The sequence below is a fragment of the Rhizobium sp. RU36D genome (genome assembly GCF_900176345.1).
In the GTDB taxonomy this organism is placed as follows: Bacteria; Pseudomonadota; Alphaproteobacteria; order Rhizobiales; family Rhizobiaceae; genus Allorhizobium.
Genome location: NZ_FWXU01000003.1, coordinates 311,783 through 337,564, shown reverse-complemented (window position 1 = coordinate 337,564; position 25,782 = coordinate 311,783). Strand labels below are relative to the sequence as shown.

Sequence of the window (25,782 nt, the reverse complement as noted above, 5' to 3'; positions counted from 1 at the left end):
CGCACCGATCACCTCCTCAGACCCCCGCCAGACAAACCCAAAAACCACAACCAGTTGGTCTTCAAATGGACCGGAAATTAAACCGGACAGCAGTGGGCTTGACCCGAGGATCTACAACATCTAGAAAAATCAGGCGTTGGTAGATGCTCGGGACAGGCCCGAGCACGACGAGGGAACCTTGACCTTTCTCACCCTCCACTAGGCCATGCAGCAGTCCGTCTGCTCCAGCATTCGAACCGCCCGCCTCCCTATCGGCAATAGCGAAAACCACCTGTTCGTGTCAGCACGTCGAGATGCATATGGTCCTGATGGGTCGGGTCGCTGCCCGGTGACAGGACCGTTGTGAAATACAGGCAGGCGGTCGCATTGATCGCGCGCTGGAAGGCATCTTCGATGGTCGAATCCTCCGGCTTGACGATCCGCATCGGCACCGTCTCCTGCCCGAAGGAGAGCGAGGCGATGTCCACGGCATTGCCGCGCGCATGTTCCGAGATCTTGCCTTCCGAGGCGCCGTTACGCTTGCGGCAGACATAGGTGGAGGCATGGTTGACCGAGGTCAGCTTAGCCTTGCCTGGCAGTCCGGCTTCGGCTGCGGGCATGACCGTCTGCTTGACCCAGCGGGCCAGTTGCAAGGCGGTCTGGCACCGCATGTCGCCTGCCGGCGAGAGCGCGACATCCGGTAACACGCGTTCGACGTGGATGGGCTTGTCGATCCCGCAACCGTCCCCGTCATCGACGCGGTCGATGGTCTCGAAGTTGGTGCCGATTGCCTTCAAGTCAGCCATACAGACCTTGAACTCTGCCTCGGCTTCCGGCGCGATGGTGAGCGGCGGCTCGACGGGTTCTGCCTTCGTCCCTTTGTCTTGAGAGGCCTCAGGCGCGTCCGGCGGGCTTGTCCCGCCTGGCTTGTCTTCCGTTGATGCAGGCGCAGGTTTGCCCTCGGGGTCTGCCGTATCCTCGGCCTTGTCTGGCTTCGCCTCGCTGTCGGGCTTTGGTCCCGGAACTGGGGTTTCGGTGGATTTTGGCGGCTCCGCCTGCTCCTGGCTTTCGACCGGTTTCGGGGATGGAAGCGGGCCTTTATCCGGCAGGCCGGCCGAAATCGACAGGGCTGCCGCAGTCACCGCCAGAAGCGTCTTCCATGCCATCCGCTGCTACCTCCCTTGTGCCGTCGCCTGGCAGAAACGCTGAGGGGCGGCGAAGGTTCGCTTGTCCGTTTGCATCGTGCGGTGCGACGGCGCGAATCCGATTTGCACCCTCTTGCGCTTGACCGCCGCTCACGCTAACAATTCACCCATGATCACGTCGCTGAACATTGCAAACTGGTGGTGGGCTCGCTGAAGTGGCCTTGACCAGTCATGTCCTGAGACAAATGACCAAAGCCGCCCGGAAAATCCTGAGGCGGCTTTTTTGTTTCAAAGCGCCTCCCGGGTCCGGGCCTTGAAGGATGGAGAAGGTAGGCATGGTAACTATCATTCGCGACGACGGCTCGGAAACCTACGAGACCAGGGGAGGGATTGTTGTCACCCGGCAGAGGCGGCCGGTCGGCTATAGTGACTCGATCAGTTCCTGCGTCGACAAGCTGGACGAGCGCCGCGGCGCCGTCTTCTCCTCCAACTACGAATATCCCGGCCGCTATACGCGCTGGGACACGGCCATCGTCGATCCGCCGCTCGGTATCTCCTCCTTCGGCCGCAAGGTCTGGATCGAGGCTTTCAACGGCCGCGGCGAGGTGCTGCTGTCCTTCATCGTGGAGAAGCTGAAGACCGTTGCCGATCTCACGCTCGGGGCTTCCACGAGCAAGCGTCTGGATCTCACCGTGAACGAGCCGGACCGGGTGTTCACCGAGGAGGAGCGCTCGAAGATCCCGACGGTCTTCACTGTGCTGCGCGCCATCACCGACCTGTTCTACTCTGAGGCGGATTCCGCCATCGGCCTGTTCGGTGCCTTCGGCTATGACATCGCCTTCCAGTTCGATGCGATCAAGCTGTCGCTGGAGCGGCCCGAAGACCAGCGCGACATGGTGCTCTACCTGCCCGATGAGATCGTCGTGGTGGACCACCACGCCGCCAAGGCCTGGATCGATCGCTACGATTTCGAAAAGGACGGGCTGACCACCGAGGGCAAGTCCCAGGCGATTGCACCGGAGCCTTTCCGCCATGTCGATACCATTCCGCCGCGCGGCGACCATCGGCCCGGCGAATATGCCGAACTGGTTACCAAGGCCAAGGAAAGTTTCCGGCGCGGCGACCTGTTTGAGGTGGTGCCCGGTCAGAAGTTCATGGAGCGTTGCGACAGCAAGCCCTCGGAAATCTCCAACCGGCTGAAGCAGATCAACCCGTCGCCCTATTCCTTCTTCATCAATCTCGGCCACCAGGAATATCTGGTCGGCGCCTCGCCGGAAATGTTCGTGCGGGTCTCCGGCCGCCGCATCGAGACCTGCCCGATCTCCGGTACGATCAAGCGCGGCGATGACCCGATTGCCGACTCGGAACAGATCCTGAAGCTGCTCAACTCCAAGAAGGACGAGTCGGAGCTCACCATGTGCTCCGACGTCGACCGCAACGACAAGAGCCGCGTCTGCGAGCCGGGCTCGGTGAAGGTCATCGGCCGCCGCCAGATCGAGATGTATTCGCGCCTGATCCACACGGTCGACCATATCGAGGGACGGTTGCGCGACGGCATGGATGCGTTTGATGGCTTCCTCAGCCATGCCTGGGCGGTGACCGTCACCGGCGCGCCGAAGCTGTGGGCGATGCGCTTCATCGAGCAACATGAAAAGAGCCCGCGCGCCTGGTATGGCGGCGCGATCGGCATGGTCGGCTTCAATGGCGACATGAATACGGGCCTGACGCTGCGCACCGTGCGCATCAAGGACGGCATCGCCGAGGTGCGGGCAGGGGCGACGCTGCTCAACGACAGCGATCCGCATGAGGAAGAAGCAGAAACCGAACTGAAGGCATCGGCCATGATCGCAGCCATCCGCGACGCCAGATCCGGCAATGACGGCAAGACCAAGCGCGGCGTGGCCAGCGTCGGCCATGGCGTGAAGATCCTGCTGGTCGACCACGAGGACAGCTTCGTCCATACGCTGGCCAACTATTTCCGCCAGACAGGCGCCGAAGTCTCGACCGTGCGCACGCCTGTGCCGGAAGAAATCTTCGAACGGATGAAGCCCGACCTTGTCGTGCTGTCGCCGGGGCCCGGCAGCCCCAAGGATTTCGACTGCAAGACCACGATCAAGATGGCGCGTGCCCGCCAACTGCCGATCTTCGGCGTCTGCCTGGGCCTTCAGGCGCTGGCGGAAGCCTATGGCGGCGAGCTACGCCATCTCGCCATCCCCATGCATGGCAAGCCGTCGCGCATCCGCGTGCTGGAGCCCGGCATCGTCTTCTCCGGCCTGTCAAAGGAAGTCACCGTCGGTCGCTATCACTCGATCTTTGCCGATCCCACGACCCTGCACCGTGACTTCATCATCACCGCCGAAAGCGAGGACGGCACGATCATGGGCATCGAGCACACCAAGGAACCCGTCGCCGCCGTGCAGTTCCACCCGGAATCCATCATGACGCTCGGCGGCGATGCCGGCATGCGCATGATCGAGAATGTCGTGGCGCATCTGGCCAAGCGGGCGAAGGTGCAGGCGGCGTGAGGGGATTACTTAGGCTCACATGCGGAAGTCTGTGAGCCTAAAAAGTCATAGGGGCATTAGATCACCGAAGCCTGAAATGATAGTTCCGATGCATGTGACGAGTAAGTTTTGAGATAGCAGTTTTCTCTGAACGGCCTCGGTGAGCATTGGCATTGATCTTGTAATTCTTTTATGAGCAATTGCTTCAGCTTCTAATCGCGTTTCTGGTTGGTTTCCAAGTTTTTCGTGTTCAATTTTAGAGAATACGTCTTGAAGAATCCGGCCAATATCTACGAACATATTTAGATATCTAAGCTGCCATGCGCCGTTTAAAAGCCATAAGACTGTTATCAAAACGCCGTAGCGCATCATTGTTGTTGATTCTTTTGAGAATAAAGAGTGCGTTATCCCAATTAATAATATTACAATAGCGGAAAGCCACAGGAATGCTGTTTTTTTCTCAGAAGGTGAGCTGCAATCTTATTGGCGTGATCTGTATTAATATTTCTTGGCGGAGCGTCATGTAAATCGTACTTAGTGGACATGTAGCTTTTCTCTTTAATTGCACTGAAAATTAATTATTATTTAACGTATTTTTTAATCTTTTTCAAGAATGCTGATTAATGCGATTTGGGCAACGGTGATAAAAAGTCTCCTTCTTGAGAATGGGTGACCCGCCATTAAGCTCCATGCTCTACGCTGTGCCAAAAGCGCGGGCGGTTTTGCGTTTCAGGCTACCAATTTCTGCAATTCGCTCGCAGATGCAAGGGGACAAGGCATGCCAACCGAGAGCCATTCACGAGAGGTAGCTGGTCCAGTCTTCGTGGGCATGACGAATGCTCAGGATCAGGATATGACGCCTTATGCCCTGGCGAAGAAGCTCAACGTTCCCCGCACGCGCATTGAGCGGATCGTGGCAGGAAAGACCGGTATCACGTCAGACACCGCTCTGCGTCTTGCCAAGTTCTTCAAGACCGCGCCGCAATTCTGGATGAATCTGCAAAACAGTTTCGACCTGAAGGTTGAGGCAAAACGATTGGGAGACGAGTTGGAACTCATCAAGGAGTATCAAAGCGCGGCCTGATTGTAGTTTTCTCAATTTTTAACCAGCTCGACCCCGGTGCTTTGACAAATCGCGCCGAGTGAGCCATAAGCCGCAAAATCACAAACCGCCTGCGCTCAAAGCGCGGGCGGTTTTGCGTTTCAGGGCACGAATTTCTGCAATTCGCTCGCAGATGCAAGGGGTATGAGCATGGCAGCCGAGAGCCGTTCAGGAGAGGTCACTGGTCCAGTCTTCGTGGGCGTGGCGAATGCGCAGGATCAGGACTTGGTCATGGTCTTCGATGGTGTAGACGATGAGATGGGACCTGTGCGGGTGGATGCGGACTGGCGGCGAGAGTTCTCGGCGCTCTCTCGCCAGCCGCGGGTTTTCCGCAAGCAGGTCGAAGAGGTTGAACAAGTCATCGTGATAGCGCCGTGCCACCTGTTCCCCGAACATCTGGATTCCCGACATTGCAATATCGGTGATGTCCTGTTCGGCCAGAACCGAGAGGCGGTACGCCATATCAGAGGCGCCCTGGCGACTGAGCCCTGGTCACGGCTGCGGCAAACAACTCGTCCTTCGTCCGGGTCCCGATGCCGCTCTGGATACCCTCGTCGACCAGTATCTGCATGGCCGCGATCTTTGCGGCCTGCTCCTGATCGCGCCGGATCAAGTCGCGCAGATAATCGCTTGTATCCGCGTATCCACCCGCTCTGGTCCGGGTCTCGACCCATTCTTTCATGGGATCGGGCAAGGATATATTCATGGTCACCATTGCGGCCTCCTGGGAATCATCATGCCAGATATTGGCAAAGCGTGTCAAAGACACATGCGACGGCCGGCAGCAAGAGAGGATGTCATCATGGCTGAGGGCAACGCTATCGTCCAGCGGTTGGCGTTTTGGGGCATTCCGCTCGCCTTTGGCGTCATGGGGCTGAAGCTCGTTGCATGGTGGCTCACCGGGTCGGTGGCGCTGTTGTCGGATGGCCTGGAATCCACCGTGAATGTCATTGCCGCCTTCATCGCCTATTTCGTCATCCGCTATGCGCAGAAGCCCGCCGATGACGATCACCCCTATGGCCACCACAAGGCGGAATATCTCTCGGCGGTTCTCGAGGGCGTACTGATCGTCGTTGCAGCCCTGCTGATCATCCGGGAGGCCATTCCGGCGCTGACCAATCCTGAAGTGCTTGAGGCGCCGGCGCTGGGGCTTGGGATCAATGCCGTTGCGGGCCTGATCAATCTCGTCTGGGCGTGGCTGCTGATCCGGGTTGGCGCTACGCACCGGTCGCCAGCGCTGTCTGCGGATGGTCACCACATCATGTCCGACGTGGTGACCTCGGCCGGCGTGTTGGTCGGCCTGGTTCTGGTGGTCCTGACCGGCTACGCCATCCTCGATCCGGCGCTCGCCATCCTCGTGGCGCTCAATATCATCTACCAGGGTTGGAAGGTGATTTCCCATTCGGTCGATGGCCTGATGGACAAGGCCGTCGAACCCGAGGAGGAAAAGGCAATCAAGGCGGCAATCTCCGCCAATTCGGCCGGCTCGCTCGGGGTGCACTACCTGCGGACGCGCCGGGCCGGGGCGGCGACCTTTGTCGGTTTCGACCTGGTGGTGCCGGCCGATATGCCGGTCAGCGCTGCCCATGTCATCTGCGACCGGCTGGAGGCAGCCGTCAGGCTCGCCCAGCCCGGCGCGCGCGTCACCATTCACGTGGAGCCGGAAAGCGAAAGGGCGCACGGCGTTCGCGTCAAACTGAAGGACTTGATAAGATGAGCAAGACAGACGTTTCGGGCCTCTCCCAGCTTGGCCATGCGGTGGAAGCGCCGACCAGCCCGGAAAGCGCCGTGCTGGAGCGGGTACCGAACGGCAATGCCGGCACGGATTACGTGGTGCGCTTCACAGCGCCGGAATTTACCTCGCTCTGCCCGATGACGGGCCAGCCGGATTTCGCCCATATCGTCATCGACTATATCCCCGGTGATTATCTGGTGGAATCGAAGTCGCTGAAGCTGTTCCTGTTTTCCTTCCGCAACCATGGTGCCTTCCATGAGGATTGCTCGATCTATATCGCCAAGCGGCTGGTCGACCTGCTCGATCCGAAATGGCTGAGGATCGGTGCCTATTGGTATCCGCGTGGCGGCATCCCCATCGATGTCTTCTGGCAGACCGGTGAAGCGCCAAAGGGCGTGTGGTTGCCGGACCAGGGTGTTGCGACATATCGCGGCCGGGGATGATCCCTGCCAGCCCTCCGGTTCATGATCGCTGTCTTTTACAGTGAATGTTAAAGGAATGGAGACGGGTTTTGCGGTAATCTTGGCCTCTGCTGGGCATTTTTACAGGGGCCGAACCGCCGAAATGATCGACCATGCGGTACCCACGGACAAACATCTTCTCGCACGCATCGTGCTGATTGCGCTTGCTGGCGCGATCGTGCTGTTTGGCGGAACCTATCTGTTTTTGTCGTGGTCCACCGAGAACATCGACAAGGTTTCGATTGATCGCCAGATCGCCGTCGTCAAATACGATGTCGGTCTGTTCCGTGCGCAGGTTGACCATGATCAGGAAAGCGTCACGGTCTGGGATGACGCGGTCGAGGCGGTGCGCCAGCATGAGACCGAGGCCGCCCAGGAGTGGATGCGGGTCAATCTCGGCGCCTGGATGCTATCCTATTTCGGGCATAACGGCGCGTTTGTGCTGTCGCCTACGGGTGAGATCGTGCACGCGCATGTCGCAGAGGGTGAGCATGCGCAGCCTATCTTTGACGATCTGCGTCCGATGGTTGCTCCCATGTTGGCCGAACTGCACGATAAGCTTGTCCGAGGCGATACGGAAGGCCTGGGCGATCGGGTGCTCACCGTCGGCGTGTCTGACGTGCTGGTGGTCAATGGCCGGGCGGCGATCGTCAGCCTGAAGCCGATCGTCTCCGACAGCGGCGCAATCGAGCAGGTCAAGGGCCAGGAATATGTGCATCTTGCCCTGCGCTATGTGAATGGCGAACTGCTGGAGGATCTGGCCGAGGAACATGCCCTGGCGGAGCTGCAATTCTCCCTGGAAAAGGTCGCGCCCAAGGGCTTTGCCATTCTGCCGCTGGCGGCAAACAATGGAACCGTCGTCGGCTATTTCTCCTGGGACCCCTATCGCCCGGCCACCGCCTTTCTGTCGACCATCGTGCCGGGCCTGACGATCATCGGCTGCCTCATTGCCGCCGTCGTCAGCCTGCTGCTGGCGCAATACTATCGGCGGACGATGAACGGGCGGGCCCAGGATGAGCGCATTCGCCATGTCGCCGCCCATGACGGTCTGACCGGCCTGCTCAATCGCAGCGCTTTCGAAAAACGCGTGGACTCTTTGCTGGCCGAGCGAGGCGACAGGATGCTCGCGGTGCTCTATCTCGATCTCGACCGCTTCAAGCAGGTGAATGATACGCTCGGACATGCCGCCGGCGACGCGGTGATCCGTGAAGCTGCCGAGCGCATCCGTCGTGTCCTGCCGCACGGCGCTCAGCTTTGCCGAGCCGGCGGTGACGAGTTCAATCTGGCTATGCCCTGCGGCTCCACCGATGAGGTGGAGGAAGCCTGCCAGGAGATCATCGGCGCGATGAATGCCCCCTTCGAGATCGAAGGACGCGACGTTTTCGTCGGCATTACCATCGGCGCGGCGGTGGCTCCCCTTCATGGCTCGCTGCGCGGGGAACTGACCCGCAAGGCGGACATGGCTCTCTACAGCGCCAAGGATAGCGGTCGGGGCACCTATGCGCTGTTCGGCGCCCGAATGGATGCGCTGGTGCGCGATCGGGCCGAGACGGAGCGCGATCTGCGGCTGGCTCTTGACGACAAACAGCAGTTCGAGGTCGTCTATCAACCGAAATATGATGCGCAGACAGGGACCATTACCGGCGCGGAGGCGCTGGTGCGCTGGCATCATCCGCAGCGCGGCCTGGTTTCGCCCATCAGCTTCATTCCGATTGCCGAGGAAACCGGGCTGATCCGCGAGCTTGGCCGCTTCGTGCTGGAAGAGGCCTGCCGCAGTGCTGCGCACTGGAAGGACACGTCGGTCGCGGTGAACGTGTCCGTCGTGCAGCTTCGCGATCCCTATTTCGCGATGACCGTCGTGTCTGTTCTTGGCGCCACAGGGCTCAATCCGCGGCGGCTGGAGCTCGAGGTGACCGAGACCGCCTGGGCCGACTGGGCGGATGACTGTCTGCACAACATGAAGACCCTGAGGGATCTCGGGATCCGGATCGCCCTTGACGATTTCGGCACGGGCTTTTCGACCTTCGGCCGGCTCCAGGCCACTGATGTCGACCACCTGAAGATCGACAAGATCTTCATCGACCGGCTGGGAAGCTCGCCGGGCGACGAGGCGATCGTCCGGGCGATCATCGATCTCGGCAAGGCCAAGGGCATGCTGGTGACCGCCGAGGGCGTGGAGACTGCCGAGCAGCAGGCGTTCCTGAAGGATGCGGGCTGCGACGAGTTGCAGGGATACCTGCTGTCTAAGCCGATTTCCCTTGATGCCCTTGAAGAGATCATCGCCCGAAAGGGCGGGCCGTCAGACTCGCAGCGCCGCCGCGCGTGACCTTGGCATGAAGGAGCGTATGCAAAAAAAACGGCGGCCAGGTTGCCGCCGTTTGTCTCTCTTGGCGGAAAGTCCTTTTAGCCGAGCATCAGCACGGCGCCGCCGACGGCGGTGGCGGCACCCAGAACGCGGGTCGCAACCGCTCCGAGACGGCCCAGCCCCATGCCGAGGCCGAGACCGGCGACGTGCAGCAGTGCGGTGGACACCAGGAAGCCCAGGCCGAAGGCGATGGCGCCCGCGCCGCCGAGTTCGCCGCCATGGGCATGGCCATGGAACAGGGCGAAGACGCCGACCACGGCAGCCGAGGCGGCGGTCGGAAGCCGTACAGCCATGGCGACCAGAAGGCCGAGACCGATGACAGAGGCAAGGATCGCCGGTTCGACGAAGGGCAGATCAATGCCGCTGATCGCCAGCAGGAAGCCGGCGGCCATGGTGGTGACGAAGGCTGCGGGAACCGCGAACAGGGCCCGTCCGCCGATCTGCGACGCCCACAGGCCGACAGCGACCATGGCCAGGATGTGGTCGGCACCGAACAGCGGGTGCGACACACCGGCCATGAAAGAGCCGTGCTCGGCCGGGTCGAGGTGGGCGAACGCGGGGGCCGCGGAGGCTGCGATCGCAGCCACGGAAAGCGAAAGGCGTCTGAACATTGTTGTCCCTCTTTTTGGTCGACATGGCGCCTGGAAATCAGTCGCGCCAGCCTCATGCTATAATGTGACTGGAAGACTAGCGTAGGGGCTTTGCGGCTGTCCATGGCAAAAGTCCTGCAACGCACAATGCCATGGCCGGCCGCTGCATGCCGCTGCGAATGCGCCTTGAGGGTGTCGGGACAAGAAAACTGGCGCTCGAATCATAGGCGTGATGTGTGGCGTATGGCCGGATCAGTTCACGCCAGCTTCCGTGAAGAAGGCACGGGCATCCCGTGCCGCCTCCTGCCGGGAATCATCGCGGGTGTAGAACATGTGGCCACCGCGATAGAGCAGCAACGCGGTGCGCCCTTCCGCGAGCCTTGTCGGCAGGTGGTCCAGCACGAAGCGGCTCGCGCCATAGGGGGTCAGGATATCGCTGTAGCCATGCATGATCGCCACCCGGAAGGACGGGATGACGGACAGGAGATCCCTGAGGTCGCCGGAGGCGTCGGCCTGGCTGCGCGACCCGTCCCAGTCCCACCGGCGGTTCACCTCGGTGTTCAGCAGCGTGTAGGTCATGTCGCTGGCAAAGCCCAGTTCATGTCGGGCATAGCTGGCAAAGGCCGGGCCATAGGCGCGGGTAAAGCCGTCGAGCACGGTGTCGTCGTTATGGTCGGCCGTCGCCTCCGGATAGGCATCGGGCGCGGCATGCCCGGCGTCATAGGGGCTCACAACCTGGCCGGGGCCGGCGGCGCGCTTGGTATAGAGTTCGCTGACGAAACCGCGGCTTTCGGCGACCACATCGACCGGCAGGCCGGTCAGCGCGGCAATCCGGGCATAGATGTCCTTGGCTTGCGCGCCTTCAGGTGCTGCTCCGGCGACGGAAACCAGATAGTCGGTCATCGCAAAACGCTCCGCCTCGCGCACGGCTTCCGGCGTGAAGCGGCCCTGGCGTTCCAGCTCGGCGGCGGCGAGCGAGGGGAGTTGCAGGGCTGCCTTCAGCGGGTCGATCAGGTCTCCGGGCAGGAAGCGGCCATCGATCATCGGCGATATCATCACCAGGCCCGAGGCCAGGATGCCCTGGTTTTCCTTCAGTGCCCCCGCCACCTTGGCGGCGCGGAAACCGCCATAGCTTTCGCCGGCCAGATAGATTGGCGAGGACAGTCGGTCATTCTTCTGGGTGTAGAGCGCGATCGCCTTTGCCAGGCTCTCGGCATCCGCATTCACGCCATAATAGCGCCGCGCCGTATCCTCGTCGGTCGCGCGGCTCCAGCCGGTGCCGATCGGGTCGACCATCACAAGGTCGGTGAAGGCGAGCCAGCTGTCGGGATTATCGACCAGTTCAGGCTGCGTGCCATCTGTCCCGTCAGCGCCGAATTTCAGGATTCGCGGGCCGAGGATGCCGAGATGCAGATAGGCCGAGGCCGCGCCCGGGCCGCCATTGAAGGCGAAGGTCAGCGGGCGGTTCTTGCCGCCATTCTTTGCCACATAGGCCGTGTAGAAGATCTTGGCGTTCAGCGTGCCGCTGGGATTGAACAGATCGAGCGTGCCGGCGGTTGCGGTGTAGGGCAGTTCGCCCTCGCGCGTGCGCAACACATGGTCGGTCGTGGCATCCTCGGGGATCAGGCGGAAGATGCCTGTGGGTTCGGGCCGGCGCTGTTCACTGTCCTGCGCCACGGCCGGCAGAATCGCCAAGGCCATGAACAGGCTGAAGATCACAGCGAATGGTCTCATCGTCATTATCCTGCTCCTGCTTGGCGATGGCGTGTGAAGACAAGGCTGTCCCGCCTCCGGAGATATAGGGGTCGCGAGGGCGGGGGCAAATTCAAGTCCTGGTGAGCGCCGTGTGGGGGCAGGACATTCCATGCCTTGCACCAGTGCCCCGCGACGCCATATCAAGGGCATAACAAGGACATCGGAGCCCGATCATGTTTCCGTTCGACAACAGCTATGCGCGCCTGCCGGAGCACTTCTTTCGTCCCGTGCTGCCGGCTCCGGTGGCGGCGCCCCGGCTGATCCGCTTCAATTCCGAACTGGCCGACGAACTGGGCCTGACGCTCGATGCCGGCGACGAGGATCGGCTGGCGGCGATCTTTTCCGGCAACAGCGTACCGGTCGGGGCGATGCCGCTTGCCATGGCCTATTCCGGCCACCAGTTCGGCCAGTTCAATCCGCAACTGGGCGATGGCCGCGCGATCCTGCTGGGCGAGGTGGTCGATCGCCAGGGCCGTCGTCGCGATATCCAGCTGAAAGGGGCAGGGCCAACGCCGTTTTCCCGCCGCGGCGACGGGCGCGCGGCACTCGGGCCGGTGCTACGCGAATATATCGTCTCCGAAGCCATGTACGCGCTCGGCATCCCCACCACCCGGGCGCTGGCGGCAGTGGCGACCGGTGAGGCGGTCTATCGCGAGACGCCGCTGCCGGGTGCCGTCTTTACCCGTGTTGCCGCCAGCCATATCCGCGTCGGCACCTTCCAGTATTTTGCCTCGCGGGATGACCAGGAGGGCGTTCGGGCACTGGCCGATCACGTGATCGCCCGCCACTATCCCGAGCTTGCCGATGCCGCCAAACCCTATCTTGCCTTGCTGCAGGCAGTGGCAAGCCGCCAGGCCGCGCTGATCGCCCGGTGGATGGCGATCGGCTTCATCCATGGCGTCATGAACACCGACAACATGACGGTCTCGGGCGAAACCATCGATTTCGGTCCCTGCGCCTTTCTCGATGAATATGATCCGAAGAAGGTGTTTTCCTGGATCGACCAGCGCGGCCGCTATGCCTATGCCAACCAGCCCGGCATCGGCCAATGGAACATGGCGCGGCTGGCCGAATGCCTGCTGCCGCTGCTGGCCGAGACGGAGGACAAGGCGGTGGAGGAGGCCAATGCCGTGCTGGTCGAATTCGGCCGCGTCTTCCAGGAGCGCTGGCTATCGGCCTTCCGCGACAAGCTTGGTCTTGTGGGCGAGCAGGATGGCGATCTCGAACTGGTCAATGACCTCCTGGCGCAGATGCATGACAGCGAGGCAGATTTCACCGTCACCTTCCGCGCGCTCGGCCAGGCTGTGGAGGAGGCAGGCGAGGGCGGTTTCACCGCCCTGTTCACGGACCGTCCCCGGCTCTCGCAATGGCTGGCCCGCTGGCGCCAGCGTCTCGGTCAGGATCGCGATGCCAGCGCCATCCGCTCCGCGATGGAGGGCGTCAATCCGGCTGTCATTCCGCGCAACCACCGCATCGAGGAGGCGATCCAGGCGGGGCTCTCCGGCGACTACGGCCCGTTCGAGGCCCTGCTCGCCGCTTTGGAACGGCCGTACGAGGAGCGATCCGAGTTTGCCGCCTATCGCATTCCGCCGGAGCGCGAGGAACGGGTGACGCGGACGTTCTGCGGGACGTGATGGGGGCTGTACGGCGTGAGGGCTTGATGGGGGGTGGCTGAAATGGCGCCCCTCACCAACAAAATCTGAGGTCTAGCTGCGCTAAGCCCTCGATTTTGTAACCTCTCCCACACGGGGGAGAGGGACAATCGCGGCAATCTCGGCGCATCACCGCTGCCGTTGTGATACAAAAGGTCCGTGAAACTCGAGACCACCTCTCCCCCCCTGTGGGAGAGGTTACAAAATCACGATCTTGGCCCGCAGGGCCTAAGTCGTAGATTTTGTTGGTGAGGGGAAACACTCCAGCCTCCAAACACCCTACCGATAATGCTCGTCCTCGGCGTCGGGGCCGCCCATGGAGAGGTCAAGCGCGAAGCCACGGGCGCGGGCCTGCTGGGCGGCAACCGGGTTGGGTCCGGCCCCAAGCCGGCTGGAAGGGGCAGGGTGCACGCGTTGCGGCATGATCTTGCGCACCGGGCCGGCAGCGGCAGCAGGCGCGGGGCGCGGGCGGCTCTGGCGGCCCTCTGCGGTCTCCGCGGTCTTGAAGAAGCCGAGCGAGCTTTGCAGTTCCTCGGCCTGGGAGGCGAGTTCCTCTGAGGTTGCCGACATTTCTTCGGAAGCGCTGGCATTGGTCTGCGTGACCTTGTCCAACTGCTGGATCGCTTCGTTGATCTGTGCGGCACCGGTATCCTGTTCGCGGCAGGCAGCGGAAATCTCGGCGACCAGCTCGGCGGTCTTGCGGATATCCGGCACCAGGCGGTTCAGCATGTCGCCGGCCACGCTTGCGGCCTTGACCGTCTCGCCCGAGAGGCCGCTGATCTCACCGGCGGCGGCCTGGGAGCGTTCGGCAAGCTTGCGGACTTCTGATGCGACGACCGCAAAGCCCTTGCCGTGTTCGCCGGCTCGGGCCGCCTCGACGGCGGCGTTCAAGGCAAGCAGGTCGGTCTGGCGGGCGATTTCCTGGACGATGGAGATTTTCTGGGCGATCACGCTCATGGCGCTCACCGCCTTGTTGACAGCTTCGCCGGAAGCTTCCGCATCCCTTGCGGATTGGCGGGCGATCTTCTCGGTCTGGGCTGCATTGTCGGCATTCTGCTTGATGTTGGCTGCCATCTGCTCCATCGAGGCGGAGGCTTCTTCCGCGGAAGCCGCCTGCTCGGTCGCGCCCTGCGACATCTGTTCTGACGTGGAAGACAGCGTCTGGCTGCCGCTCGTCACCTGGTCGGCGGCTTCCGCCACGCCCTGGGCGAAGCTCGTGAGATTGTCCACCAGTGCGTTGATGGCGCTCTTCATTTTCTGGTGGTCGCCCTCGCAGGCGATCTCCACGCGTTGTGTGAGGTCGCCGGTGCTGACGAGATCCAGCACGCGGTTGCCCTCGGCGATCGGCAGGATGATCGCATCCAGCATGCCGTTGATGCCGGATACCATCTTGGCAAAATCGCCGATGAAGCGGTTGGCCTCGCCGCGCTGGCTGAGCCGTCCGGCGGTGGCCGCGACCGTCAGGCCGTCGATTTCGCCGAAAATCCGGCGGAAATTGTTCCTGAGTGTTTCGATGGTGTTGTTGATGAAGGCCTTCTTGCCGGGGAACTGTTCGAGCGTGGCTTCGAAATTGCCCTCGCCGAATTCCTTGATGCAGGCCATGGCCTTCTTCTTGACGCTGATATGGCCCAGCACCATTTCGTTGACGCCCTTGGCCATCACGGCAAAATCGCCCTTGAAGCGTTCGACCGGCACCAGCACGTCGATGTCGCCCTTGTCGTGTTCCGCCGACATGTTGTTCATCTCGGCGATGAAGCCCTTGAGATTGCTGCGCAGTGTCTCGATCGTGTCGTTGATGAAGGCCTTCTTGCCGGGGAAGCGTTCAAGCGGGGCTTCGAAATTACCTTCGCTGAATTCCTTGATGCAGGCCATCGCCTTCTTCTTGACGACGATATGGCTGGCCACGAGATCATTGATCCCGGCTGCCATCGCCTTGAGGTCGCCCTTGAAGGCCTCCACGGGAACGATCACGTCGATATCGCCCTTGGCATGCTCGTCAGCCATGCGGTCCATGGCGGTGCGCAGGTCATCGACCGGGCGCTTGGCTGCGTCCAGCAGGGCATTGACCGCCTTCAGGATCTCCCTGGCGTCGCCATCGACATCCTCCAGCCGCGCGCGGTGACTGAGGTCGCCCTCGTTGATCTTCCGGGTGAGGTCGGCGATCTCGGCGAGCGCCGTTTCGGTTCGGGAGGACTTCTTGAGCTGGGCGTAAAGGGACATAAGGCACCATCCAAAATTTTTGCGCGCGAGAAATAGGACAACAAAGGGCGGTCAGCATCTTGTTCACCGAACCGACCGATAACTCTATCTCAGGCTGCATAGGCCTGTTGGCGCAAGTATCAGCGCAAGCCATAAACATTCTGTGAAGCTTGAAATTTTCTTTTGCCAATTATGATGTTAGCGGTATTTCGGGTAGGGCCGTGCCAGATGCCCTGATATAAGTTGTAAGGTGGTCTGCAAAATTGACCATTGTCACGCTGCTCCATTGGGAATCCAATAGCGGCGATTCTTTTCCCGGCGGCGTCATTGCACCACATTCGTCAGCCATTGATTTCGCATTCTGGATTGACCGTGATGCTGCGCTTTTTCGAAACGATCATTGTTCCCACCGCTCGCGAGACGCCTGGCAATCCGCCAAGCGGGCTTTTGAGCTTCTACTGGTTCTTCGTGCGCCAGGCGCGCGGCCTGTTTGTCGTGCTGGCGGCGGCCAGCCTGCTGGTGGCGGTGGTTGATGCGGCCATCCCCGTGCTGATGGGCAAGCTGGTGGAGGCCGTGACGTCCAGCACCCCGCAGACGGTGTTTGCCGATGGCTGGCCACTGATATCAGGGCTGATCGGGCTGGTGCTGATCATCAAGCCCATCGTCACGGCGCTGCAGGCGCTGGTGCTGAACCAGGCCATTGCGCCCGGCGTCACCAATATGGTGCGCTGGCAGAGCCACTGGCACGTGATCCGCCAGAACATCTCCTTCTTCCAGAACGATTTCGCCGGCCGCATCGGCTCGCGCGTGCTGGAAATCGGCCATACGCTCAGGGCATCGGTCGTCTCGGTTATTTCGGTCGTCTGGTATCTGGCTGCACTCGGCCTCGTCACCTCCGCCTTCCTGGCGGCGGCGAGCTGGTGGCTGGTGCTGCCGGTGATCCTCTGGACCGCGGCCTATATCGGCTTTCTCGCGCTGATCATCCCGCAGATCCGCCGCGGCTCTCGCAACATCGCCTTTGCGCGCTCTGACATGGTCGGCCGTATTGTCGATAGCTACACCAATATCATGACCGTCAAGCTGTTTGCGCGGCCGGAGGAAGAGGACCAGTTCGTCCGCGAATCGGTCGATGTGCATACCGAAAAGATGATCATCCAGCATCGCTGGATGTCGCTGTTTTCGATCGGTCTTACCCTGCTTTCCGGCCTTTTGATCGCCGGCACCACCTGGGTGGCGATGCGGCTTTGGGCCGATGGCGCCATCGGCATCGACATCGTCGCCATGGTCCTGCCGATGACGCTGCAGATCTCCGGCACCTCGGCCCGCGTGGCGACCGAAATCACCCAGATTTCCGATCAGGTCGGCACGGTACACGAGGCGATGGAGACGATCGCCAAGCCGATCGGCCTCACCGACAAGAAAAGCGCCCGGCCGCTCAAGGTCACCGCGGGTGCGATCAAGTTCGATGACATCTCGTTCCATTACGGCCGCAAGGGCGGCATCATCGAAAACCTCAGCCTCGATATCCGTCCGGGCGAGCGCATCGGCCTGGTCGGCCGCTCCGGCGCCGGCAAATCGACGCTCGTCAATCTGCTCCTGCGTTTCTACGATCTGGAATCGGGCCGCATCAGTATTGATGGCCAGGATATCGCCGATGCGACACAGGAGAGCATCCGCCGGCACATCTCCGTCGTCACCCAGGACACCTCGCTGCTGCACCGTTCGATCCACGACAACATCGCGTATGGCCGCCGGTCGGCCTCCCGCGCCGAGGTGATGGAGGCGGCCCGCCAGGCGCATGCGGTGGAGTTCATCGAGCAACTGAGCGACTGGCATGGCCGCACCGGCTTCGACGCTCATGTGGGCGAACGCGGGGTGAAACTATCAGGCGGCCAGCGCCAGCGCATCGCGATTGCCCGCGTCATCCTGAAGAACGCGCCGATCCTGATCCTCGACGAGGCCACCTCGGCGCTGGATTCCGAGGTTGAGGCCGCGATCCAGTCGAGCCTCGAAAACCTGATGCAGGGCCGCACCGTCATCGCCATCGCCCACCGGCTATCGACCATCGCCGCCATGGACCGCCTCGTCATCCTCGATTGCGGCCGCATCGTCGAGCAGGGCACGCACCAGGAATTGCTCGAGCTTGGCGGTCACTATGCGTCACTATGGGCGCGTCAGTCCGGCGGGTTCCTGGATTCGGAGGGGTAAGGGGGTAAGACCCTCTCTGCCCTGCCGGGCATCTCCCCCACAAGGGGGGAGAAGACCTGGGGCTGCCGCTCGGCATTCTGAACACCTTGTCGGTTGTTGAGCCGCTATCTGCTATCAAAATCCCTTGGAATAAGATTGTGCGCCCGGATAGTTGAATGGCCGAGCGGCATCCGCGAGTCTTCTCCCCCCTTGTGGGGGAGATGCCCGGCAGGGCAGAGAGGGTCTTTTTAGCCAGAAACAAGGAGCTTCACGGTCATCGCCCCTCAACCTCAGCCCTGATCTCCCTCAGCCGCGCAAACAGCGCCTCCTCCGTTGTATAGCACCCCAGCGAGCGTTTCAGCCCGCCCGTGATTAGCCCATTGATGGCGAAGGCGAGGTTGTCGATGCCTGATCGCTCCGGGTTGGGGCGGGTGGCGAGCCGGATATCGGTGGCGAGCCCGATCACGCCGAGATAGCGCCTGGGATCCACATGCCGCGACAGGCAGTCCATGAAGCCCGCCTCCCACATGGTGCCGGAATCCTCGCTGACCTGGCAGAGAAAGATATTGGAGCTTAACAGCTGCTCGACATCGGCGTCGTAGATCCGCTCGGGCGTGATGTCGACGCGGCCCTTGTCGTTGATCTCCTTGTTCTCGTTGGGACAATAGACATCGAAGCCGAGCGCCCTGATCTCGGCCGCGAGCTGGAGATTGTAGCGCACGTTCGGCAGATCGAACATGGCGCCGCCCAGGTAGATCTTGATCATCGCATCGGTCCTCTCATGGCCAATCCCGCGCCATGGTCTATTGCCGACGTCGCGAGCGCAAGTCCTGCGCGAGGGCAAAGCGCCGGTTCCTGTCTCCGTTGCGACGTGATCGGCTGGGCTCCTGCCGCAGATGCGTGAATTGAGCCGTGGGCAGGGGTCGCCCCCCACTTGAAGAATGTCGCAGACAGGCTGCAAATGTCTGATCGCTGGCCCTAATATCGCGGCCAGTTTCCAACGCGCTTGCAGGCAGGGTTTTCAGGCTATGGCAGAGTTTCCGACTAAGGCGAGGGTCGTCATCATTGGTCTCGGCGGCATCGTGGGGGCTTCCATTGCCCACCACCTCATCGAACGGGGCTGGGATGAAATCGTCGGCATCGACAAGTCCGGCATCCCGACCGATATCGGCTCCACGGCGCATGCGTCGGACTTCTGCTACACCACGTCCCACGATTATCTGTCGGTCTGGACCACGCAATACTCCATCGATTTCTTCGAGAAAATGGGCCATTACGCCCGCATCGGCGGCTTGGAAGTGGTGCGCAAGGGCGACGATACCTGGATGGAGGAGGTCAAGCGCAAGCTCTCATCCGCCCGCGCCTTCGGCACCCGCGCCCATTATGTCTCGCCCACCGAGATCAAGGCGATGTTCCCGCTGATCGAGGAAGACCAGGTCATGGGCGGCATGTTCGATCCCGATGCCGGCCTCGTCATTCCGCGCAGCCAAACGGTTGCCGGCAAGCTGGTCGATGCCGCCGAAAAATCCGGCAAGCTGCAGCTGTTCGGCAATACGCCGGCGCAGTCGCTGATCGTGGAGGGCGGCCGCATCAAGGGTGTCGTAACCCATCGCGGCACCATCATGGCTGATCATGTCGTGGTGTGCGCCGGCATCTGGGGCCGCCTGATCGCCGAAATGGTGGGCGAGGATCTGCCCGTCATGCCGGTCGACCATCCCCTGACCTTCTTCGGTCCCTATAACGAGTTCGAAGGCACCGGCAAGGAAATCGGCTATCCCTTGCTGCGCGACCAGGGCAACTCCGCCTATATGCGCGACACCGGCGACCCGAAGACGACCGAAGGCGGCCAGATCGAGTGGGGCTATTACGAGACCACCAATCCGCGGCTCTGCCATCCGCGCGAGATCCTGGAAAAGCACGAGGCGCGGCTTTCGCCCTCGCAGCGCGATCTCGACATGGAGCAGATCATCGAGCCGCTCGAGCGGGCCATGGAACTGACGCCGATCCTTGGCGAACTTGGCTATAACGAAAGCCATTCCTTCAATGGCCTATTGCAGGTGTCCGCCGCCGGCGGCCCGTCCTGCGGCGAAAGCCAGAAGGTGCGCGGCCTCTGGTACTGCGTCGCCATCTGGGTCAAGGACGGCCCCGGTTACGGCAAGCTGATCGCCGACTGGATGACCGATGGCCGCACCGAAATCGACCACAATTCGATCGATTACGCCCGTTTCTACCCGCACCAGTTGACGGAAGACTTCATCCACGGCCGCACCTTTGAGGCCGCGCAGAAGATCTACTATCCCGCCGTCCACACCCGCGAGCCCTATGCCTCGGGCCGCAACGTCAAGCGTTCCCCAATGTATGAGCGCGAAGTCGAGCTTGGCGGCTATTTCATGGAGCTCGGCGGCTGGGAGCGCGCCCATGGCTACAAGGCCAACGAGCATCTTCTGGAAAAATACGGTGACCGTGTTCCGGTTCGCGAAAACGAGTGGGACAACCGCCATTTCTGGCGTGTCTCCAATGCCGAACATCTGGCGATGAGCGAGGATTGCGGCATCGTCAACCTCAGCCACTTCCACATGGTCGATATCGAAGGTCCTGACCATGTCGAGCTATTGGAATGGCTCTGCGCCGCCAAGATCGGTGGCGACGCCAATATCGGCAAGGGCATCTACACCCACTTCCTCGACGACGAGGGCATGGTGCGCGCCGACTTCACGGTCTTCCGCATGGCCGACCGCTGCCGGCTGGTCAACGGCGCCGATGCCGGCCCACGTGACTTCCACTACATGAAGCGTGTCGCTCAGGATCGCGGCCTCGATGTCACGATCACCGATACCTCGGAGAAGTACATCACCATCGGCATCTGGGGCCCGAACGCCCGCGTGACGCTGAAGAAGGCCGTCGCCGACCCCGCTGGCCTCGACCCTGACAATTTCCCCTTCGCCGCGATCAAGCCGATCGAAATCGCCGGCAAGTCCGTGACCGCCTTCCGCATCTCCTACGTCGGCGAGCAGGGCTGGGAACTGCACATGAAATACGAGGACGGCCTGGCCGTCTGGGATGCCCTTCGTGCGACGGGCGTTATGGCCTTCGGCGTCGAGACCTATGCCAATTCGCGCCGCATGGAAAAGAGCCTGCGCCTGCAGAACGCCGATCTTCTGACCCAGTACAACCTGATCGAGGCTGATCTCGCCCGTCCGAAGGTCAAGGAGGCCGATTTCCGCGGCAAGGCCAAACATCTCGAATACAAGGCTAGGGATAAGCAGCCGGCCATGCTCTGCACGCTTGTGATGACGGAAAACACCGATTCCAAGGGCGTGAAGCGCTACCCCGTAGGCTCCATGCCGGTCGTCGACCCCGCCACGGGCGAAGTCCTGATCGACAGCCTCGGCCGCCGCTCCTACACCACCTCCGTCGCCTTCGGCCCGACCATCGGCAAGAACATCGCACTCGCCTACCTGCCGGCGGAGTATTGCGAAGTGGGCCGCAAGCTCAACGTCGAGTATTTTGCGGAAAGCTATCCGGTGGAAGTGGCAGCGGTGGGGTATAAGCCGCTGTATGACCCGGAGAACTTGAAGCCGCGGAGCTGAGGATAGGGCGGTTTAGTCAGAAGATTATGGACCCGTCGGTCGCGAGACCGGCGGGTTTTTGACTGATGGGAGGCTCTGTACGTTTCCGCTTGGGTTACTTGCCGTGCGGGTTTCCTCAGGCGGCTGCCAGGTCTGCCTTGGCGAGGCCCCGTTCCAGCGCCTCGATGCAGGCGGGGTCGTGGCTTTGGCCTGATCCTTCGCGCAGGATGGCGAGTGCCTTGGAAACCGGCATGGCGGCGCGGTAGGGGCGGTCGGCGGTCAGCGCGTCGAACACATCGGCGGTGGAGACGATACGGATGTCCATGCTGATGTCCTTGGCCGTCAGGCCGCGAGGATAGCCCTTGCCGTCAAGCCGCTCGTGATGGGCGCCGCCGATGCGGGCGAGACAGGCGAAGGCGGAGATGCGCGAGAGGATGTGTTCGGAAAATTCCGCATGGCGCTTCATCGCCTCCCATTCGGCATCCTCCAGTTTACCGGGCTTGTCCAGCACGCTGTTGGAAACGCCGAGCTTGCCGATGTCGTGCAGCAGGGCGCCGCGCTTCAGGCTGCGCCGGGCGGCGGCATCCATGCCCATTTCCTCCGCGATCATGTCGGTGAACAGCGCCACCCGGTCGCTATGGCCTGACGTATAGGGGCTTTTGGCATCGATGACGCGGGCAAAACCGGCGGCGATATCGTCGAGATAGTCGTCGTCGGCCATGATGACCTGCTGTCCTGGCTCGCGCGCCAGCACATAGGCCTCCAGCTTGTCGGAGCCCAGTTCGGCAAAGAAAGTGGGCGTAGCGATGCGCTCGAAGGCTGCGGTCAACTCAGGATCGAACCAGCCGCCGGCACGCTTGCGCACCTCCACCCGGGAGGCCTCAGGTCCGGCGGCCATGAAGAACACATCGGCGACCTGCGCCAGCAGCGCGATGCGGGCAAAAATGTGGATCTCTTGACCGCGGATGCCGGCGGGCAGGCCGCCGCCGTCGAAATGCTCGTCGAGATCGAGGATGCCCTGGGCCACGTCAGGCGAAAAGCGCATTTGCGTGGCAATTTCGGCGCCGCGCTGGCAACGGGTGCGGATCAGGTCCGTGGCGATCTCGCCGCCATTCTTCAGGATCGTGAGAAGGCTGCGAAAACGCTCGGCAAGGCCGGCCTGCATGCCGGTATGCGACAGCACGAAGCGCAGCACCTGCGGCAGGCTGCCATCGACCAGCTTGAAGTCCTGCTTGAACTTCAAGTCGTCGGCCAGATAAAGTCGGCAGATACGCGCGGCATTGCTGGAACAGCCCAGGTCCTTCAACAACAGGGTATAGTAGAGATCCTGTAGTGCGGGCTCCGGCAGGCCGATGGCGCGACCGACAGCCGTGCCGATGTGACAGCAGCGTATGCCATGGCCGGGCGGCTGTCCTTCGGTCAGGTCGAGTGCGTGGCTCAGGGCCTCGATAATTTCCGCAAGCCTGATCCGTGTCGCCATACCCAGTCCCTAAACTCGGTCTGTCATAGCGTGATACCCGTTAATGCCCGGTGTGTTAGAATGACAGCAATTAACGGTTCCGACAAAAAGGAAGGTCGGGAAGCCAGGGCTAACCTGCTGTTCACCGGTTCCGTGCCTTCCTCTTTTTCCCGCATTGTTTTACTAGGTGAGTCGCACTATGTGCGGGTGAGCGAAACGCAAGTGGAGAATTGCCGAATGAACGAAGACGAAGACGACAAGAGCAAGGAACTGCCCATCGGCAAGGAAACGGAAGCGAACCTATTCAAGTCGCGTTCGATCTTCATCTATGGCGGTATCACCATGGAACTGGCGCAGAAGGTCTGCACCCAGATCGTGGCGCTTGCAGCTGCCTCCGACGATGACATCCGCGTTTTTGTCTGCTCGCCAGGCGGCCATGTGGAAGCCGGCGATGCCATCCATGACATGATCCGGTTCATCAAGCCGAAGGTGTGGATCATTGCCAGCGGCTGGGCAGCCTCCGCCGGTTCGCTGATCTTCGTGGCTGTGCCCAAAGAACAGCGCCTCAGCCTGCCGAACACCCGCTTCCTGATCCACCAACCCTCCGGCGGTACCCGCGGCATGGCTTCGGATATCGAGATCCAGGCCCGCGAAATCATCAAGATGAACCAGCGGCTGATCAAGATCTATTCCAAGGCCACCGGCCAGTCGGAAGAAAAGATCGCCAAGGACATCGACCGTGACATGTGGCTCTCTGCCGAGGAAGCCAAGGCCTATGGCCTGGTCGGTCGCATCATCGAAAGCCAGTCGGACATCTGATCCCGGTTTCGATGCCCGAATTACAAAACCCCGCCTGGTCAAACGATCCGGCGGGGTTTTGCGTTTTGAGGCTTGGGAATGCCATAAAATCTAGACTAATCTAATCATGTTATCTGAGCAAGTGGGGCTGGGACATGGCGGCTATTCCGGATCATCGTTCCTGTCCAAGGGCTTGAGCAGATAGAGAGGAGAAAGAAACGGAGGAAATTCCCATGTCGACACCATCGCGCCAGATCACGCCCCGCGGCATCGAAATCAACGAGGCGGCCGGTCAGCCCTTTGAAGCGCTGAAGGTGGCGCGCAACCTGTTGCACACTTCGCCCTTCGCTTCCCTGTCGACCATCGATGCGCAGAGCGGCTATCCCTATGGTACCGTCACCAATCTCGCCATCGATGCGGATGGTACACCATATTTCTTTGCGGCTTGGCTGTCGTTGCATGCCCGCAACATGGCCGCCGACAACAGGGTCTCTCTGACGATGGCGCAGCCGGGCGCAACTGACGTGCTGGCGCAACCGCGGCTCAGCCTGGTCGGTCGGGTGGAGATGATCCATGGCAAGGATTGGAAGCCGGAGACGGAGCGGCGCTATCTGGCGCGCTTCCCCAAGTCGAAGCTTTACCTGGGGCTGCCCGACGCCCTGTTCTACCGCATGACGGTGGAGGATCTGCAACTGAATGGCGGGCCGGCGCGCAATGCCGTCTCGGACGTCACGCCGGCAAGGCTCAGGATTTCGCTTGAGGGGGCCGAAAGCCTGATGGCGGCCGAGGCCGATCTGCTGCAGGCGATCAACGGCACTGAGGGCGAGGCGGCAAGGCTCGCCGTGCTGGCGGGGGGCAAAGAGGGGCGATGGAAGGCGACGGGCCTGGATCCCGAGGGTGTTGACCTTGCGGCGCCGAAGAGCTTTGTCCGGCTTTGGTTTGCTAAACCCGCACGCACGCCCCAGGAGTTTCACGAACGTCTCTCCTGACGTCGCCCCGGTATCAGGCGGCGTGCTCGATTGCTTGCGGCTCAGGACAGGTTTCCGCCTCCGGCTGATACTGTTCCGCCCGGTTGCGGCCATGGCCCTTGGCGCGGTAGAGCGCCAGGTCGGCGGTGCTCATGAGGTCGGTCAGGGAGCTGTTGCGTGCGGCGACCGAGATGCCCAGGCTGATGGTGACGGGTATGCTGACCTGTTGATGCTCGATGCGCTGCCCCTCCACTGCGGCCCGCAGGCTTTCGGCAATGGCTGACGCATCGGCCTTGCTGGCTGCCGGCACATAAAGCGCGAACTCTTCGCCGCCGAGGCGGGCGAAGATCGCGGTCTTTGAGAGGGCGCCGCGCAGACATTCGGCGACCGCGACGAGAACCGCATCCCCCGCGGCGTGGCCATGGGTATCATTGACCCGCTTGAAGTGGTCGATGTCGATGATGACGAATGCATCGCCTTCAGCGGGGGTGTCGGGCAGTTGCGAGAAGAACCAGTGGCGGTTGTGAACCTTTGTCAGCGTATCGATCTCTACGAGGGTCTTCAGCCTTGCTTCCGCGCGCTCTTTGACGAAGACCAGAACGAAGAGCGCGATGCCGAACTGGCAGAGGATCTGCAGGAAGAATATCTCGGCTGCGGTGACGGGCAAGACCCCCGGTGCCGCCAGACACAGGATCACCAAAAGGCACAACAGGGAGGACATGGTCAGCGTGGCGGCGAGTGGATAGCGGGCCAGCAGCCGTTCACCAGTGTTGTCGCGCAGCAGCACCACCGTCGCGGCCCCCATAGAGACGATGGCACCCATCTGGAAGACAGTGGCCCGGCTCAAATTGTCGAGATAAAACCCGGTCCTCACGGCAATCACCGTCACCAGCGCCGGGATGATCAGGATGAGCCAGTCGCTCGACCTTTCCCTGTTGTCAGCCAGCCGGCGCGCGCCGATCCAGAATAGGGCATAGGCCACCATTCCCAGGGCGAAGCTTCCCAGGGTCCAGATCGCATAAGGGAGGGCACTCTGTTCGCCGAGCCCTGCAATTGTAGAACCAAGTGCCAGCAAAATGAACGTGGCCGCCATGAAGGCAAGGCCCTGGCATCGGCCCGATTGCCATCGCACATAGAGGAAACCGGCCGCTCCAATGAGCAGCGACGATTTGTGCAGCAGAAGTACAGTGGCGAGGTCCAAGAAGCGCGACATCCCGAGAACGAAAACTCGGTGCTTATACCGTGTCCGTCTTACGAAATGCTGAAATACCATGTGGCGGGGGCGCGACAGGTTGAGCGCAGCGTACACTTGCG

General features: G+C 61.6%; 19 protein-coding genes. 10 read left to right on the top strand and 9 right to left on the bottom strand.

Going from position 1 to position 25,782, the window contains the following annotated elements; translation table 11 throughout:
• Positions 1 to 248: 248 nt before the first annotated feature.
• On the bottom strand, positions 249 to 1,145 hold the full coding sequence (locus tag B9A97_RS06185) for an extensin-like domain-containing protein (protein ID WP_084364139.1): 897 nt from the start codon (positions 1,143 to 1,145) through the stop codon (positions 249 to 251).
• A 314-nt stretch (positions 1,146 to 1,459) separates the two neighbouring features.
• Here B9A97_RS06185 and B9A97_RS06180 point away from each other — a divergent pair, with 314 nt between their 5' ends.
• Complete coding sequence (locus tag B9A97_RS06180; protein WP_084364138.1) at positions 1,460 to 3,649, top strand: anthranilate synthase; 2,190 nt, start codon at positions 1,460 to 1,462, stop codon at positions 3,647 to 3,649.
• 808 nt (positions 3,650 to 4,457) lie between these two features.
• Positions 4,458 to 4,712: a HigA family addiction module antitoxin gene (locus B9A97_RS06175; RefSeq protein ID WP_143530351.1), complete on the top strand. Its 255-nt coding sequence runs from the start codon at positions 4,458 to 4,460 to the stop codon at positions 4,710 to 4,712.
• Between the two features lie 186 nt (positions 4,713 to 4,898).
• Here the strand turns inward: B9A97_RS06175 and B9A97_RS06170 are convergent, their stop codons facing one another.
• Both B9A97_RS06170 and B9A97_RS06165 read right to left on the bottom strand, forming a co-directional pair.
• The gene (locus B9A97_RS06170) at positions 4,899 to 5,192 is read right to left on the bottom strand and encodes a type II toxin-antitoxin system RelE/ParE family toxin (protein WP_084364137.1); all 294 of its coding nucleotides are present in this window, start codon (positions 5,190 to 5,192) and stop codon (positions 4,899 to 4,901) included.
• A 1-nt stretch (position 5,193) separates the two neighbouring features.
• Positions 5,194 to 5,445 carry a type II toxin-antitoxin system ParD family antitoxin gene (locus tag B9A97_RS06165; protein WP_084364136.1) on the bottom strand — a complete coding sequence of 84 codons (252 nt, stop codon included), beginning with the start codon at positions 5,443 to 5,445 and terminating at the stop codon, positions 5,194 to 5,196.
• A gap of 84 nt (positions 5,446 to 5,529) precedes the next feature.
• Here B9A97_RS06165 and B9A97_RS06160 point away from each other — a divergent pair, with 84 nt between their 5' ends.
• The 3 genes from B9A97_RS06160 to B9A97_RS06150 all read left to right on the top strand — a co-directional run bounded on the left by B9A97_RS06160 (position 5,530) and on the right by B9A97_RS06150 (position 9,252).
• The gene (locus B9A97_RS06160) at positions 5,530 to 6,447 is read left to right on the top strand and encodes a cation diffusion facilitator family transporter (protein WP_280164073.1); all 918 of its coding nucleotides are present in this window, start codon (positions 5,530 to 5,532) and stop codon (positions 6,445 to 6,447) included.
• Positions 6,444 to 6,908 (top strand): preQ(1) synthase, encoded by a 465-nt coding sequence (gene queF / locus B9A97_RS06155; protein ID WP_084364134.1) that lies wholly within the window; start codon positions 6,444 to 6,446, stop codon positions 6,906 to 6,908. The genes B9A97_RS06160 and queF overlap by 4 nt, the downstream gene beginning before the upstream one ends.
• Positions 6,909 to 7,029: 121 nt before the next feature.
• Positions 7,030 to 9,252, top strand: a complete 2,223-nt coding sequence (locus tag B9A97_RS06150; RefSeq protein ID WP_179145234.1) for a putative bifunctional diguanylate cyclase/phosphodiesterase — start codon at positions 7,030 to 7,032, stop codon at positions 9,250 to 9,252.
• 77 nt (positions 9,253 to 9,329) lie between these two features.
• Here B9A97_RS06150 and B9A97_RS06145 read toward each other — a convergent pair whose 3' ends face one another.
• Together B9A97_RS06145 and B9A97_RS06140 are read right to left on the bottom strand one after the other, a co-directional pair.
• Positions 9,330 to 9,902, bottom strand: a complete 573-nt coding sequence (locus B9A97_RS06145; protein ID WP_084364132.1) for a HupE/UreJ family protein — start codon at positions 9,900 to 9,902, stop codon at positions 9,330 to 9,332.
• 231 nt (positions 9,903 to 10,133) lie between these two features.
• Positions 10,134 to 11,615: a S10 family peptidase gene (locus tag B9A97_RS06140; protein WP_244564139.1), complete on the bottom strand. Its 1,482-nt coding sequence runs from the start codon at positions 11,613 to 11,615 to the stop codon at positions 10,134 to 10,136.
• A 194-nt stretch (positions 11,616 to 11,809) separates the two neighbouring features.
• On the opposite strand from B9A97_RS06140, the gene B9A97_RS06135 reads away from it, so the two are divergent.
• The gene (locus B9A97_RS06135; RefSeq protein WP_084364130.1) at positions 11,810 to 13,270 is read left to right on the top strand and encodes a protein adenylyltransferase SelO; all 1,461 of its coding nucleotides are present in this window, start codon (positions 11,810 to 11,812) and stop codon (positions 13,268 to 13,270) included.
• A 297-nt stretch (positions 13,271 to 13,567) separates the two neighbouring features.
• Here B9A97_RS06135 and B9A97_RS06130 read toward each other — a convergent pair whose 3' ends face one another.
• The gene (locus B9A97_RS06130) at positions 13,568 to 15,508 is read right to left on the bottom strand and encodes a methyl-accepting chemotaxis protein (RefSeq protein ID WP_084364129.1); all 1,941 of its coding nucleotides are present in this window, start codon (positions 15,506 to 15,508) and stop codon (positions 13,568 to 13,570) included.
• Between the two features lie 354 nt (positions 15,509 to 15,862).
• On the opposite strand from B9A97_RS06130, the gene B9A97_RS06125 reads away from it, so the two are divergent.
• The gene (locus tag B9A97_RS06125; protein WP_084364128.1) at positions 15,863 to 17,695 is read left to right on the top strand and encodes an ABC transporter ATP-binding protein; all 1,833 of its coding nucleotides are present in this window, start codon (positions 15,863 to 15,865) and stop codon (positions 17,693 to 17,695) included.
• A 253-nt stretch (positions 17,696 to 17,948) separates the two neighbouring features.
• On the opposite strand, the gene B9A97_RS06120 is transcribed toward B9A97_RS06125, so the two are convergent.
• Positions 17,949 to 18,440, bottom strand: coding sequence for a nucleoside 2-deoxyribosyltransferase (locus B9A97_RS06120; protein ID WP_084364127.1), 492 nt, complete (start codon positions 18,438 to 18,440; stop codon positions 17,949 to 17,951).
• Between the two features lie 262 nt (positions 18,441 to 18,702).
• Here B9A97_RS06120 and B9A97_RS06115 point away from each other — a divergent pair, with 262 nt between their 5' ends.
• Positions 18,703 to 21,264 carry a GcvT family protein gene (locus B9A97_RS06115; protein ID WP_084364126.1) on the top strand — a complete coding sequence of 854 codons (2,562 nt, stop codon included), beginning with the start codon at positions 18,703 to 18,705 and terminating at the stop codon, positions 21,262 to 21,264.
• Positions 21,265 to 21,379: 115 nt separating this feature from the next.
• Here the strand turns inward: B9A97_RS06115 and B9A97_RS06110 are convergent, their stop codons facing one another.
• Positions 21,380 to 22,723 (bottom strand): HD-GYP domain-containing protein, encoded by a 1,344-nt coding sequence (locus B9A97_RS06110; RefSeq protein ID WP_084364125.1) that lies wholly within the window; start codon positions 22,721 to 22,723, stop codon positions 21,380 to 21,382.
• A 216-nt stretch (positions 22,724 to 22,939) separates the two neighbouring features.
• Here B9A97_RS06110 and B9A97_RS06105 point away from each other — a divergent pair, with 216 nt between their 5' ends.
• Both B9A97_RS06105 and B9A97_RS06100 read left to right on the top strand, forming a co-directional pair.
• Positions 22,940 to 23,521, top strand: coding sequence for an ATP-dependent Clp protease proteolytic subunit (locus tag B9A97_RS06105; protein ID WP_084364124.1), 582 nt, complete (start codon positions 22,940 to 22,942; stop codon positions 23,519 to 23,521).
• A gap of 212 nt (positions 23,522 to 23,733) precedes the next feature.
• Positions 23,734 to 24,489 (top strand): HugZ family pyridoxamine 5'-phosphate oxidase, encoded by a 756-nt coding sequence (locus B9A97_RS06100; RefSeq protein WP_084364123.1) that lies wholly within the window; start codon positions 23,734 to 23,736, stop codon positions 24,487 to 24,489.
• Between the two features lie 13 nt (positions 24,490 to 24,502).
• On the opposite strand, the gene B9A97_RS06095 is transcribed toward B9A97_RS06100, so the two are convergent.
• Positions 24,503 to 25,669 (bottom strand): GGDEF domain-containing protein, encoded by a 1,167-nt coding sequence (locus tag B9A97_RS06095; protein ID WP_179145233.1) that lies wholly within the window; start codon positions 25,667 to 25,669, stop codon positions 24,503 to 24,505.
• Between the last annotated feature and the right edge of the window lie 113 nt (positions 25,670 to 25,782).

What these genes read in the sequence shown, in the direction of transcription:
- B9A97_RS06110 (WP_084364125.1), bottom strand. Translation starts at nt 22,723, where the DNA reads ATGGCGACACGGATCAGGCTTGCGGAAATTATCGAGGCCCTGAGCCAC.
- B9A97_RS06135 (WP_084364130.1), top strand. Translation starts at nt 11,810, where the DNA reads ATGTTTCCGTTCGACAACAGCTATGCGCGCCTGCCGGAGCACTTCTTT.
- B9A97_RS06105 (WP_084364124.1), top strand. Translation starts at nt 22,940, where the DNA reads ATGAACGAAGACGAAGACGACAAGAGCAAGGAACTGCCCATCGGCAAG.
- B9A97_RS06145 (WP_084364132.1), bottom strand. Translation starts at nt 9,902, where the DNA reads ATGTTCAGACGCCTTTCGCTTTCCGTGGCTGCGATCGCAGCCTCCGCG.
- B9A97_RS06130 (WP_084364129.1), bottom strand. Translation starts at nt 15,508, where the DNA reads ATGTCCCTTTACGCCCAGCTCAAGAAGTCCTCCCGAACCGAAACGGCG.
- B9A97_RS06120 (WP_084364127.1), bottom strand. Translation starts at nt 18,440, where the DNA reads ATGATCAAGATCTACCTGGGCGGCGCCATGTTCGATCTGCCGAACGTG.
- B9A97_RS06100 (WP_084364123.1), top strand. Translation starts at nt 23,734, where the DNA reads ATGTCGACACCATCGCGCCAGATCACGCCCCGCGGCATCGAAATCAAC.
- B9A97_RS06125 (WP_084364128.1), top strand. Translation starts at nt 15,863, where the DNA reads ATGCTGCGCTTTTTCGAAACGATCATTGTTCCCACCGCTCGCGAGACG.
- B9A97_RS06150 (WP_179145234.1), top strand. Translation starts at nt 7,030, where the DNA reads ATGATCGACCATGCGGTACCCACGGACAAACATCTTCTCGCACGCATC.
- B9A97_RS06175 (WP_143530351.1), top strand. Translation starts at nt 4,458, where the DNA reads ATGACGAATGCTCAGGATCAGGATATGACGCCTTATGCCCTGGCGAAG.
- B9A97_RS06115 (WP_084364126.1), top strand. Translation starts at nt 18,703, where the DNA reads ATGGCAGAGTTTCCGACTAAGGCGAGGGTCGTCATCATTGGTCTCGGC.
- queF (WP_084364134.1), top strand. Translation starts at nt 6,444, where the DNA reads ATGAGCAAGACAGACGTTTCGGGCCTCTCCCAGCTTGGCCATGCGGTG.
- B9A97_RS06180 (WP_084364138.1), top strand. Translation starts at nt 1,460, where the DNA reads ATGGTAACTATCATTCGCGACGACGGCTCGGAAACCTACGAGACCAGG.
- B9A97_RS06140 (WP_244564139.1), bottom strand. Translation starts at nt 11,615, where the DNA reads ATGAGACCATTCGCTGTGATCTTCAGCCTGTTCATGGCCTTGGCGATT.
- B9A97_RS06170 (WP_084364137.1), bottom strand. Translation starts at nt 5,192, where the DNA reads ATGGCGTACCGCCTCTCGGTTCTGGCCGAACAGGACATCACCGATATT.
- B9A97_RS06185 (WP_084364139.1), bottom strand. Translation starts at nt 1,145, where the DNA reads ATGGCATGGAAGACGCTTCTGGCGGTGACTGCGGCAGCCCTGTCGATT.
- B9A97_RS06165 (WP_084364136.1), bottom strand. Translation starts at nt 5,445, where the DNA reads ATGGTGACCATGAATATATCCTTGCCCGATCCCATGAAAGAATGGGTC.